Genomic DNA, 11,872 nt, shown 5'->3' on the forward strand with positions numbered 1-11,872 from the left:
CCCCGGCGCCCCGTGCGGCGTCGAAGTGGTTATGAGACTCGATAGCGCGGATGTGCGCAGCATCGCTGACCGGATCGACGACGCGGCTGAACTGATCGACAACGCAGTATCACGACACTTGGCGGGGTTGGCTTTTGACGGCGCCCGGGCCGGCCGGTCCTACGCCGCGCGCGGAGATGCGGTCCGATCGGGGCTGCACCGCCTGGCGGAGGATTTGTCGCAGTGGTCGCGGGCTGCGGTCGAGATCGCCGTCGCGTTGCGCGCCGAGGTCGACCGCTACGCCCAGGCCGAGCTGCATGCCGCGGCCCGGATCGCCTGATCGTGGCCGGGTGGTTGGACGTCGCAGGGCGCGTGGCTGAGGGGTTGCCCGCGATCGAGCACATGCGGAGTTATCTGCACGCCTGCCGGCAGATCGGTTATCGGGATCCGGACCTGACCGGGGATCCTGCGTACATCGCCGACTTGTACGCGAGCGAAGACGGACTCGATCTGCAGGCTCTCGGCGCCGACTGCGCGGCCCTGCGCGCCGCGGGATCGGTGCTCACCGAAGCGCTGCGGTTGCTGCGTGATCAAATCGCCGTCCTGGGCACCGCGTGGACCGGATCCGGTGCCGACTCCGCGGTCGGTTTGCTGCAGCGTCATTGCGGCACTGCCGGCGCGGTCGTGGCCGAGGTTCGAGCGGCGGCCCAGCGGTGCGAGTCGCTGCGGGACAACCTGTGGCACATGGTGGACGCCAAGGTCTCGACAACCCTCGCGATCGACGACCGCACGCTCGCGCACCGGCCGGCATGGTTGGCCGCGGCTGCCTCGGTGATGACTCAGGCGTCCGCCCGAGAGGTGGTCGACCAGCAGATAAAGCCATACGTGGACAACGACATTCGACGTGACTGGCGCTCGGCGATGTTATCCGCCCATGCGGGGATCACGGCCGCCTATGACATGGTCATTGACCGGCTGGCGGCCGCGCCGCGGGTGTGCTTCGAAGTGCCGGGCGATTTCGGGACGGCCGGTCAACCGGTACGACCGGCGACGGTGACGACAGGGCGTGCCGTGCCCGGCACCGCCCTGCCGACGGGGACGCCGGGTCGGCAACTCGGCACCGCGCCCTCGACGGCGGCATCGCCGCTCGCCACGCACCCGTTTGCTGACGCAGCCAATCCAGGTCCGATGCCACCTACTCCGGCCGTGGATACGGGATGGTCCGAGGACCCGGGGATGTCACAAGGCGTCGGTGGGCTCGCCGGCAACACCATCCCGGCAGACCTGAGCGGGCTCGCTGGTCTTGCCAATCGCATCATTGCCGCCCTGGGCGACGTGCTGGGGCCGGGCGCCGACGCATCCGGTGACGATCTGTTCGAAGACGACGCGCAGGACGGGCGCGAACCGGACCCGCTCGAAGCACCCGATGAGCCGCGGAGTTCCGAGCCGGTCCCGCGGGCCGGCGACGTCGCGGTCCCGGCCTCAGAACCGCTCGGCCCGCCGAGACCGGCAACCGAGTCGCCGGGGGCCGGGCCGCGGACTCCCGAGCCGGCGGCTGCCGGGCCGCCGGCGGCCGCGCCGCCGCCGATGCCGCTTCCCGCCGCATCGACGCCGTGTGAGATCGCGGCGAACGAGCTTCCGCAGGCCGGCCAGTGAAACGTGGGACGGCGTCAGGACTGCCGGAGTTCCAGCAGCTCCTCGACGTAGCGAACGGCCTCACCGGGGTCGGTGGTCGCCGGTCGCACCAACAACGTCGTCACCCCGGCCTCGGCGAAAGCGGCGAGCCGTTCGGCGACGAAGCCGCGCGGCCCGATCAGCGACACCCCACGCACCAGCTCGCCGGGAAGCGCCTCGATCGCCTCGCGTTGGCGGCCGGCCAGGTAGAGGTCCTGGATCCGGTCGGCGGCCTCGCCGAAGCCGTATCTGGTCGCCAGGCGGTGGTAGAAGTTGCGCCCCCTGGCGCCCATCCCGCCGATGTACAGCGCCAGCTGCGGTTTGATCCAGCCGAACCGGTCTTCGACGTCCTCGCCGATCGCCAGCGCCGTTCCGACCATGACGTCGAGCGGGCCGAGCGCTCGATCGCGCTTGGCCGCACCCGCCGCCAACGCCTTTCCCCACACCAGATGGGCTTTGTCCGGATAGTAGAACGCTGGCTGCCATCCCTCGGCGATCTCCGCCGCGAGTTCGACGTTCTTCGGGCCCAGTGCCGCAATCGGACTCGGAATGCGTTCGCGCACAGGATGATTGATAAGCTCAAGCGGCTTGCCCAGACCCGTTCCACGGTCGGCGGGCAGCGGGATCTGGTAGTGCGTGCCGGCGTATTGCAGCGGCTGCTGCCGGCGCCACACCTGCCGGCAGATTTCCACGGCTTCGCGGGTGCGGCCCAGGGGGGCGTCGAACTCGACGCCGTGAAATCCTTCGATTACCTGGGGGCCGGAGGTTCCGATGCCGAGATGGAATCTGCCGCCGGATACGTAGTCCAGGCCGGCGGCCGTCATCGCCAGCAGCGTGGGCGTGCGGATGTAGAGGGGCAGCACGCCCGAAGCAAGTTCGACGGTGCTCGTTTTGGCCGCCAGAAACCCCAACTGACTGATGGCGTCGAAAGCATAGGCCTCGGCGACCATCGCAACATCGATACCGGCCTTCTCGAGTTCCACGACGCGGTCGACGGCTTCGTGGAATCCGCCCGAATAGTCCAGCGCGACACCGATTCGCATCAACGACACTTACCACGGCCGCCAGGCGGGCGGCCCTCAACCGGTCGCTGTGCCCGTCCAGTACTCGGCGAACTGCTGCCCGTCGTCAGCGAGGCGCAGGATGTCGTTGCCGGTGAAACTGACCGGGCCGTGTTGGCCGACAGCGGTGCCGGCCCAGCGGCCGGCGATCAGGTCGCCGTCTCGCAGCGGACCGATCACTATGGCAAAGGTCAGGTCAGTAAACATGTTTCGCGTTTCCCGGATGATCTGCGCAAGCTCGTCGGGCCCCCGCACATCGCGGTCGGGCCAGTGGCCCACGAAGTCGTCGGTGACGATCTCCGCGGCGACGGGCCGGCCGGCCCACAACTCGGTGATCCATCGTTGATACAACGTGTGCACGTCTGCCATGGGGGGCGATTACCCTATCTCGGACGTCTGGACACCCATGCGCACCCGGTGTTCACTTCAACAGCGCGACGATCTTCTCTTCGGGGGCCACGGGCGGCGCTTCGGGATCCACCGGGTCGGTTTTCGGCAGGTGCACCTCGGGATCGGCGAAGTCGCGGTAGGTCTTGTCGCCACCCAGCGTATAGAGCAGATAGCCGGTCAGCAGCGCGCGGACCGCCCGTTGGGTCTTGCGGTCTGATCCGGCCAGCCCCACCGCCTTCGCGAGCCGCCGACCCTCGACCAGGCCACCGGCTTGTGCTTTGCTGACGATGCGCAACGTGGCCTTGTCCCAGACGCGGTCCAGCGCCAGGGCATTGGAGTTCAGCGTCTTGGGGTCTCCGGGCGCGGTCAGGATGAGGCCCGGCACGTCGAGCGCCGCGGCGGGCTGCTCCGCCGGGGGAGCGGTCACCGTCGGGAAGAGCGCTGCCACCGCCGCGAGCGAGGTACGGGCCGAGCCGGCCATACCCGCCGCGGCGAACACCGCCGCTGAACCACCGAAGCCGTGGCCGGCCACGCCAAGCTTCGCGGGGTGCACGCTGATCTCGCCGGGACCCAGCCGCACTCCCGCCACGATGTCGAGTGCAACGCCGAGGTCGAAGGCGAGATTCATCACCGACGGGACGAGTCCGCGCTGGGTGTCCGGTACCCCCACCACGATGCCCCAGGACGCCAGATGTTCCAGCAGGCCCGCATATTGCGCGGAACCGGTCAGCCAGTCGTGACCGAACGCGACGGCGGGCAGGTTCAATCCGGCTTCCGGGGTGTAGACCACCCCGGGAAGACCGGCAAAGGCCAGGTCACCGCGCAGAACACGATGTGGGCCACGACGGTTGAGGGCGGCGAAGAGCTTGCGGATGCGGGCCACGCGTCGACGTTAGCCGGGCGCCGGTGGATGGGTAAAGTTCGTCCACGCCGTGCCGTCCCAGTAGCGGCGGCCGGGTTGCCCGGACGGGTCGGGGTACCAACCGGGCGGCGTCGCTGACGGCGGCCGGGTGGGCGGGACCCGGTTGAGGATCGGCCCGGCGAGGCCTGTGCGCACAGATCTGGGCGCGAATGGCACAAACGTCTCGGTTCAACAACAGCTAGGCCCAAGCTAGGAAGGTGACCAGTGGACTACAGCTTATCCAAGCACGATGGTTGCTCTGACCTCGATGCTGACTGGCTCGCGGGAGGCTGGCTTGCGTTGTTCCCCAGGTGGTTTGGCGACGCACAGGTCGCGCGTCTGTCCGAGCCCAATGCCATGGTGGTGGCCACGGTGGCAGAGGGACGGCCCGTCAGCCGTACGGCCTGGTGCAACGACGCAGCCGAAACCGAGATCACTTTTTTCACCCGCTACGAGTCGGAAAGGGCCGCCAGCTGGCGGCGACACCCTATGCTTCGGCAACGTTTCCGTGGTATCGAATTGCGCGGCAGATCCAAGTGCGCGGGCCAGTGAGCATGGTTGATCGGCAGGTGGTTGAACCGCATTGGCGCAAGCGGTCGCGCGGTTCACAACTGGCGGTCTGGGCGTTGCACCGATCGGGGCCGATCGGGTGGCGTTCGGCGCTGCTGCATCAGTTTGTCAGTGGTCACGGATTTCGCCAGGTTTGAGGGGTTGTCCGTCACACGTAATTCCTCAACCCGGCTGTCACGTAATTCCCCCACTCTGGGCGGTGTGCTTGCGCAGCGTGACCTGGAACAGCGGCTCCGGGTATCCAGGCGCGACAGGTTGCGATTGGGCAGCGTGCGTCTGATTCGGTTGTGACACGGCAGTATTTTTCGTGCAGTTAGAGATACACGATATCGCCGGTCCAAGTGCTAATTGCACACCTGCACTACCCTGGTCAGAATGTGCGGAATCGTCGGCTACGTCGGGCAGCGTCCTGCCTGCGACGTCGTCATGAACGCGCTGCGCCGCATGGAGTACCGCGGCTACGACTCCTCCGGCATCGCGCTGGCCGACGGCAAGGGCAAGCTGACCGTGCGCCGGCGCGCCGGTCAGCTGGCCAATCTGGAGGCGGCACTGGCCGAGATGACCGCTGCCGAACTGGCGGGCAGCACGGGTTTGGGTCACACGCGCTGGGCCACTCACGGTCGGCCCACCGACCGTAACGCGCACCCGCACCGCGATGCCGCCGGCAAAATCGCCGTCGTCCACAACGGCATCATCGAGAACTTTGCGTCGCTGCGTCAGGAGCTGGAGGCCGCCGGCGTGGAGTTCGCCAGCGACACCGACACCGAGGTTACGGTGCATCTCGTTGCGCAGGCCTACCACCACGGCGAGACGGCAGGCGATTTCGCCGGGTCCGTGCTGTCGGTGCTGCGCCGCCTGGAAGGCCATTTCACCCTGGTTTTCGCCCACGCCGATCAACCGGGCACCATCGTCGCCGCCCGTCGCTCGACACCGTTGGTCGTCGGCATCGGCGACGGCGAAATGTTCGTCGGCTCCGATGTCGCCGCCTTCATCGAACACACCCGCCAGGCGGTGGAACTCGGTCAGGATCAGGCGGTGGTGATCACCGCCGATGGCTACCGGATCACCGACTTCCACGGCAACGACGACGCCGCAAATGCCCGGGAGTTTCATATCGACTGGGACCTCGCCGCCGCGGAAAAGGGCGGCTACGAGTACTTCATGCTCAAAGAGATCGCCGAACAACCCACCGCGGTGGCCGAGACGCTGCTCGGCCATTTCGTGGGCAACCGGATCGTGCTCGACGAGCAGCGACTGTCCGACCAGGAACTGCGCGAAGTCGACAAGGTGTTCGTGGTCGCATGCGGTACCGCTTACCACTCGGGGCTGCTGGCCAAGTACGCGATCGAGCACTGGACGAGGTTGCCGGTCGAGGTGGAGCTGGCCAGCGAGTTCCGCTACCGGGACCCGGTTCTGGATCGCAGCACGCTGGTCGTGGCCATTTCTCAGTCCGGTGAGACGGCCGACACGCTCGAGGCTGTCCGGCACGCCAAAGAGCAGAAGGCCAAGGTGCTGGCGATCTGCAACACCAACGGCTCCCAGATTCCACGCGAATGCGACGCGGTGCTTTATACGCGCGCCGGGCCGGAGATCGGCGTGGCTTCCACCAAGACGTTCCTTGCGCAGATCACCGCGAACTATCTGGTCGGCCTGGCACTGGCGCAGGCGCGTGGCACCAAATATCCCGACGAGGTCGAACGCGAGTACCGCGAGCTGGAAGCCATGCCGGATTTGGTGGCCCGGGTGATCGCGGCCACCGGCCCGGTGACCGAGCTGGCGTACCGGCTCGCCCAGTCGTCGACGGTGTTGTTCCTGGGACGCCACGTCGGCTATCCGGTTGCCCTCGAAGGCGCCCTCAAGCTCAAGGAACTTGCCTACATGCACGCCGAGGGGTTCGCCGCCGGCGAACTCAAGCACGGCCCGATCGCGCTGATCGAGGACGACCTGCCGGTGATCGTCGTCATGCCCTCACCCAAGGGTTCGGCAACGCTGCACGCCAAGTTGCTGTCCAATATTCGCGAAATTCAGACGCGCGGCGCGGTGACCATCGTGATCGCCGAAGAGGGCGATGAAACGGTCCGCCCCTACGCCGACCATCTATTCGAAATACCCTCGGTGTCAACGCTTTTGCAGCCGTTGCTGTCGACCATCCCGCTGCAGGTTTTCGCCGCGTCGGTGGCCCGGGCGCGCGGCTACGACGTCGACAAGCCCCGAAACCTGGCCAAGTCCGTCACCGTCGAGTAGAACAGGGTCCGTGAGACGAGGCGTCATCGGTGTCGCTGTCTTTCTCGCGGCCTATATCGCATCGATCGTGTTGTATATCGACAGCGGCATGGGTCACCCGCATCGGATTGCCGATGGCCCGTCGTCGGACGACGGAACCCAGGTGACGTTCGACATCGAGGACATTCAGTCCGACAACAGCTTGCTGCGGGCCAACATCACCGTGGTACCGGGCCCGGGACTGCTGGACCCTCGCACCCACACACTCAAAGACGACCTCAGCGTCGTGGCCACGTCGGTGACATCGGCCAGTAAGCGGACGTGGCCCAAGGGCACGCTGCCCGACATCATCCCGGTATCGGTCACCCTCACCGGCGACGTCGCCGACTGGCCGTTCGACAGTTACCAATCCGGGCCGCTGGCTATGCAACTTTTTTCCGGTGCCGCCCTGACGCCGGAGCCCACCCACGCGACCCTGGTCGACCGATTGCTCGGCTGGAAAATCGAGGTCAATCGTCTCGGCGCGGGCAATGAACGTGCGCCGTACCGATTGAATCTCTACCGCTCACCGAGTACTGCGGCCTTTGCCGTCGTCATCCTCGGTGTCCTTGTCGCACTTGCCGTTCTGGCTCTGTTCGTCGCGGTGCAGACGTTTCGCGACCGCCGGAGATTCCAGCCGCCGATGACCACCTGGTATGCCGCGATGCTCTTCGCGGTGATGCCGCTGCGCGGCGCGCTTCCCGACTCGCCACCATTCGGTGCTTGGATCGACGTCACCGTGGTGCTCTGGGTCGTGGTGGTGTTGGTTATTTCGCTGACTCTCTACATCGCGTGCTGGTGGCGACATCTGAAACCCGAACCGAACGGCTGATAGTGGATGTGTGTGCGGTGGGTAAGTAGAACGACATTATGAAACTCGGCATCGCGGGTCTGCTGCTGTTCATCGCCGCCTATTTCGCCTCGACGGAACTCTACGGCCAGGCCCTCCGAGGCCCGGAGGACGTCACCAAAGGCCGGCCGACCTCCGATGGCACCACGGTCACCATCGACCTGCAGGAGGTCCAGCAGGCCAACACGGTGCTCATCGGTAACCTCAACGTCGCACCGGGGCCGGCACTGCTGGACCCGCAGACCCACGGCCTGGCTGACGACCTCAGCGTGGTAGTCACCTCGGCCGTCACCCCCGTCAAGCGCAGCTGGTCGAAAGGCATGCTCCCCGGCAGCTTTCCAGTGCCGCTGAGCATCAGCGGCAACGTCGCCGATTGGCCTTTCGACCAGTACCACTCCGGGCCCGTCACAGTGGAACTCATCGGCGGCGATCGGCAGGTGATGGAACGCGTGGCGGTGAGATTCACCGACCGGTTACCCGGCTGGCGTATCGACATCCCGACCACCGACGACCCGGGCCCGCCCGCTCCCTACCGGGTTGCACTGCATCGATCTGCCAGCACGGCGGCATTCGCCATCGTCATCCTCGGCGTGCTGATCGCCCTGGCCGGACTGGCGATGTTCGTTGCGGTCCAGACGGCTCGGGGCCGGCGCAAATTCCAGCCGCCGATGACGACGTGGTATGCCGCGATGCTCTTCGCGGTGGTGCCGCTGCGCAACGCGATGCCCAATGCACCTCCCTTCGGCGCCTGGGTCGACATCCGGGTGGTGTTGTGGGTCATTGTCGTGCTGGTGCTTTCGATGACGATCTACATCACCTGCTGGTGGCGACACCTGGCACCCGAGCCGCCGGCGAAACCGGGCAGCGTCGGGGAACCAACGACTGGCGTGTAAGCGGTAGGCTGCGACGGCGCGCGTGAAAGGGTTGAACGGTGGCGAGGGTATCGGCGTCGGTACGGGCTCGGGCGCTGGTGCGCCGGGTAGGGCGCTACGTCATCAGCCCACCGCTGACCTACGGCTGTCTGCTCGTGCTGGCGATCACGACGATCCTGCAGAACGTGCTCGCGGGACACCAGCTGCACTCGATACCGCCGCACCGTTACACCAGCATCCGTGCGCTGGCCACCGATCCGTTGGGGGTGCTGTTGTCCAGCGTGTCGTGGATCGACGGCAAGAGCCTGGCACCGTACCTGCTGGCCGGGGACATTAAAGCGGTGGCATGGAATCCCGCCGAGCGGTTCGGAGCCGTGTTTGGTCGGCGCAGATCGCAGGAGGCGGCGGGCTGACCATGCGCCACTACTACTCTGCGGACACGATCCGCGACGCCGAGGCGCCGCTGCTGGCCAGCCTGCCCGACGGCGTGCTGATGAAACGCGCGGCGTACGGACTGGCCACGGCGATCATTCGCGAGTTGACCGCGCGCACCGGCGGAGTGTGCGGCCGCCGCGTCTGCGCCGTCGTCGGATCCGGTGACAACGGCGGCGACGCCCTATGGGCGGCAACCTTCCTGCGCCGGCGCGGCGCCGCCGCCGACGCGGTGCTGCTCAAACCTGACAAGGCCCACCGAAAAGGACTCGCGGCGTTCCGCAAGGCAGGCGGTCGCGTCGTCGAAAACATCGATGCCACAACAGATCTCGTCATCGACGGGGTGGTGGGCATCTCCGGCTCGGGTCCGCTGCGACCGGCCGCCGCACAAGTTTTCGACGCTGCCGCGGACATCCCGGTGGTCGCCGTCGACATTCCCAGCGGCATCGACGTGGCCACCGGCGCCATCACCGGACCCGCCGTACGGGCCGCGCTCACTGTCACCTTCGGCGGCCTCAAACCCGTGCACGCGCTCGCGGACTGCGGCCGGGTCGAACTCGTCGACATCGGCCTCGACCTGCCCGACACCGACCTGCTCGGTTTTGAGGCCGCCGACGTCCTGGCGCGCTGGCCCGTTCCGGGACCGCACGACGACAAGTACACCCAGGGCGTAACCGGCGTGCTGGCCGGTTCCTCGACCTATCCGGGTGCCGCGGTGCTGTGTACCGGCGCCGCAGTGGCGACCCACTCGGGCATGGTCCGCTATGCCGGCAGCGCCAAGCACGAAGTGCTCGCCCAGTGGCCGGAAGTGATCGCAACGCCTACCCCGGCAGCGGCCGGACGGGTGCAGGCCTGGGTGGTCGGCCCGGGATTGGGGACCTCCGGCACGGAGGCAGCCGGGGCATTGCGGTTCGCTTTGGAGACCGACCTGCCGGTGCTGGTCGACGCCGACGGGTTGACCATGGTGTCCTCCCATCCGGATCTGGTGGCCGGCCGCACCGCGCCCACGGTGCTGACGCCGCACGCGACGGAGTTCGCCCGGCTGGCCGGCTCGCCGCCGGGGGATGACCGGGTGGGCGCGACACGCCGGCTTGCCGACGCGTTGGGGGTGACCGTCCTGCTCAAGGGCAACGTCACCGTCATCGCCGATCCCGGTGGTCCGGTTTACCTGAACCCAGCCGGGCAGTCCTGGGCGGCCACCGCCGGGTCTGGGGACGTGCTGTCCGGGATGATCGGCGCCCTGCTGGCTTCGGGGCTACCCGCCGCCGAGGCCGCCGCGGCCGCAGCGTTCGTGCACGCCCGCGCGGCAGCGTTGTCGGCCAACGATCCGGGACCTGGCGAGGCGCCTACCTCGTCCTCGAGGATTCTGCACCACATCCGGGCGGCCCTGGCCGCTCTCTAGCAATGAGCAACGAAAGGATCCCCGTGTCCAAGAGCCACCCTGCGATGGCCACCCACTCCATCACCCCGGCCTACACCGGCCGGCTGTTCACCGCGCCGGTGCCCGCGTTGCGGATGCCCGACGAGTCGATGGATCCCGAAGCGGCGTACCGCTTCATCCACGACGAGCTGATGCTCGACGGCAGTTCGCGCCTCAACCTGGCCACCTTCGTCACCACCTGGATGGACCCCGAGGCCGGCAAGCTGATGGCCGAGACGTTCGACAAGAACATGATCGATAAGGACGAATACCCCGCCACCGCGGCCATCGAGCAGCGCTGCGTGTGCATGGTGGCCGACCTGTTCCACGCCGAAGGGCTGCGCGACGACGACCCCAGCAGCGCCATCGGCGTGTCCACTATCGGCTCCAGCGAGGCGGTGATGCTGGGCGGTCTGGCGATGAAGTGGCGGTGGCGCGCCAAGACCAGCGACTGGAAGGGCCGCACCCCCAACCTTGTGATGGGCTCCAACGTGCAGGTGGTGTGGGAGAAGTTCTGCCGCTACTTCGACGTCGAACCCCGCTACCTGCCGATGGAGGAAGGCCGCTACGTCATCACGCCCGACCAGGTCGTCGACGCCGTCGACGAGGACACCATCGGGGTGGTGGCGATCCTGGGCACCACCTACACCGGTGAACTGGAACCCGTCGCGGAGATCTGCGCGGCCCTGGACAAACTGGCCGCAGGCGGGGGCGTCGACGTTCCGGTGCACGTCGACGCCGCCAGCGGGGGTTTCGTGGTGCCGTTCCTACACCCGGACCTGGTGTGGGACTTCCGGTTGCCGCGGGTGGTCTCGATCAACGTCAGCGGCCACAAGTACGGCCTGACCTATCCCGGCATCGGGTTCGTGGTGTGGCGCAGCCCCGGATACCTGCCCGAGGATCTGGTCTTCCGGGTCAACTACCTGGGCGGTGACATGCCGACCTTCACGCTGAACTTCTCCCGGCCGGGCAACCAGGTGGTGGGCCAGTACTACAACTTCCTGCGGCTGGGCCGCGAGGGCTACACCCAGGTCATGCAGTCGTTGTCCTCGACCGCGCGCTGGCTGGGGGAGCAGCTGCGCACCGGCGAGCATATGGAGATCATCTCCGACGGTTCGGCGATCCCGGTGGTCAGCTTCCGGCTGGCCAAAGACCGCGGCTACACCGAGTTCGACGTCTCCCACGAGCTGCGGGGCTACGGGTGGCAGGTGCCGGCCTACACCATGCCCGACAACGCCACCGACGTGTCGGTGCTGCGCGTCGTGGTGCGTGAGGGGCTGTCCGGCGACCTCGCCCGGGCGCTGCACGACGACGCGGTCAAGGCTTTGGCGTCGCTGGACAAGCTCAAGCCGGGTGGGCACTACCAGGCCGAGCACTTCGCGCACTGAGCGGCCAGGACGTTTACGCAGTCGGCTTCTGCAGTCCACCCGCTTGGCAGTCTGGCGAGCGGACGCCAAATCG

General features: G+C 67.4%; 13 protein-coding genes. 9 read left to right on the forward strand and 4 right to left on the reverse strand.

Features of this window, described 5'->3' with window-relative positions; all coding sequences use genetic code 11:
• Window positions 1-31: 31 nt before the first annotated feature.
• Both ACX9NE_RS22575 and ACX9NE_RS22580 read left to right on the forward strand, forming a co-directional pair.
• Entirely contained in the window at window positions 32-319 is a 288-nt protein-coding gene (locus tag ACX9NE_RS22575) for a type VII secretion target (protein WP_459363295.1), read from the forward strand.
• A gap of 2 nt (window positions 320-321) precedes the next feature.
• Window positions 322-1,635, forward strand: coding sequence for a hypothetical protein (locus ACX9NE_RS22580; RefSeq protein WP_459363296.1), 1,314 nt, complete (start codon window positions 322-324; stop codon window positions 1,633-1,635).
• 14 nt (window positions 1,636-1,649) lie between these two features.
• Here the strand turns inward: ACX9NE_RS22580 and ACX9NE_RS22585 are convergent, their stop codons facing one another.
• From ACX9NE_RS22585 to ACX9NE_RS22600, 4 genes are read right to left on the reverse strand one after another with little or no spacing between them, the layout of a single operon-like run.
• Window positions 1,650-2,696: an LLM class F420-dependent oxidoreductase gene (locus ACX9NE_RS22585; protein ID WP_459363297.1), complete on the reverse strand. Its 1,047-nt coding sequence runs from the start codon at window positions 2,694-2,696 to the stop codon at window positions 1,650-1,652.
• 36 nt (window positions 2,697-2,732) lie between these two features.
• Entirely contained in the window at window positions 2,733-3,083 is a 351-nt protein-coding gene (locus ACX9NE_RS22590; protein ID WP_459363298.1) for a nuclear transport factor 2 family protein, read from the reverse strand.
• A 52-nt stretch (window positions 3,084-3,135) separates the two neighbouring features.
• Window positions 3,136-3,987, reverse strand: coding sequence for a dienelactone hydrolase family protein (locus ACX9NE_RS22595; protein ID WP_459363299.1), 852 nt, complete (start codon window positions 3,985-3,987; stop codon window positions 3,136-3,138).
• 9 nt (window positions 3,988-3,996) lie between these two features.
• The gene (locus tag ACX9NE_RS22600) at window positions 3,997-4,182 is read right to left on the reverse strand and encodes a DUF2510 domain-containing protein (RefSeq protein ID WP_459363300.1); all 186 of its coding nucleotides are present in this window, start codon (window positions 4,180-4,182) and stop codon (window positions 3,997-3,999) included.
• A gap of 180 nt (window positions 4,183-4,362) precedes the next feature.
• Between ACX9NE_RS22600 and ACX9NE_RS22605 the strand changes: the two genes are divergently transcribed.
• The 7 genes from ACX9NE_RS22605 (at window position 4,363) to ACX9NE_RS22635 (ending at window position 11,799) form a co-directional block, all read left to right on the forward strand.
• Window positions 4,363-4,557, forward strand: coding sequence for a hypothetical protein (locus ACX9NE_RS22605; RefSeq protein ID WP_459363336.1), 195 nt, complete (start codon window positions 4,363-4,365; stop codon window positions 4,555-4,557).
• Window positions 4,558-4,950: 393 nt separating this feature from the next.
• Window positions 4,951-6,819: a glutamine--fructose-6-phosphate transaminase (isomerizing) gene (glmS, locus tag ACX9NE_RS22610; protein WP_459363301.1), complete on the forward strand. Its 1,869-nt coding sequence runs from the start codon at window positions 4,951-4,953 to the stop codon at window positions 6,817-6,819.
• Between the two features lie 10 nt (window positions 6,820-6,829).
• Window positions 6,830-7,669, forward strand: a complete 840-nt coding sequence (locus ACX9NE_RS22615; protein WP_459363302.1) for a DUF4436 domain-containing protein — start codon at window positions 6,830-6,832, stop codon at window positions 7,667-7,669.
• Window positions 7,670-7,707: 38 nt separating this feature from the next.
• On the forward strand, window positions 7,708-8,580 hold the full coding sequence (locus tag ACX9NE_RS22620; protein WP_459363303.1) for a DUF4436 domain-containing protein: 873 nt from the start codon (window positions 7,708-7,710) through the stop codon (window positions 8,578-8,580).
• 38 nt (window positions 8,581-8,618) lie between these two features.
• Complete coding sequence (locus tag ACX9NE_RS22625; RefSeq protein WP_459363304.1) at window positions 8,619-8,972, forward strand: rhomboid-like protein; 354 nt, start codon at window positions 8,619-8,621, stop codon at window positions 8,970-8,972.
• Window positions 8,973-8,974: 2 nt separating this feature from the next.
• A complete protein-coding gene (locus ACX9NE_RS22630) occupies window positions 8,975-10,393 on the forward strand; it encodes an NAD(P)H-hydrate dehydratase (protein ID WP_459363305.1) in 1,419 nt (472 codons plus the stop codon).
• 23 nt (window positions 10,394-10,416) lie between these two features.
• Entirely contained in the window at window positions 10,417-11,799 is a 1,383-nt protein-coding gene (locus tag ACX9NE_RS22635; protein ID WP_459363337.1) for a glutamate decarboxylase, read from the forward strand.
• Window positions 11,800-11,872 lie beyond the last annotated feature (73 nt).

The sequence above is a fragment of the Mycobacterium sp. ML4 genome (genome assembly GCF_054515735.1).

Bases quoted from the DNA above. Each gene is read 5' to 3' on its own strand.
- ACX9NE_RS22575 (WP_459363295.1), top strand. From the start codon at position 32: ATGAGACTCGATAGCGCGGATGTGCGCAGCATCGCTGACCGGATCGAC.
- ACX9NE_RS22585 (WP_459363297.1), bottom strand. From the start codon at position 2,696: ATGCGAATCGGTGTCGCGCTGGACTATTCGGGCGGATTCCACGAAGCC.
- ACX9NE_RS22590 (WP_459363298.1), bottom strand. From the start codon at position 3,083: ATGGCAGACGTGCACACGTTGTATCAACGATGGATCACCGAGTTGTGG.
- ACX9NE_RS22605 (WP_459363336.1), top strand. From the start codon at position 4,363: ATGGTGGTGGCCACGGTGGCAGAGGGACGGCCCGTCAGCCGTACGGCC.
- glmS (WP_459363301.1), top strand. From the start codon at position 4,951: ATGTGCGGAATCGTCGGCTACGTCGGGCAGCGTCCTGCCTGCGACGTC.
- ACX9NE_RS22620 (WP_459363303.1), top strand. From the start codon at position 7,708: ATGAAACTCGGCATCGCGGGTCTGCTGCTGTTCATCGCCGCCTATTTC.
- ACX9NE_RS22630 (WP_459363305.1), top strand. From the start codon at position 8,975: ATGCGCCACTACTACTCTGCGGACACGATCCGCGACGCCGAGGCGCCG.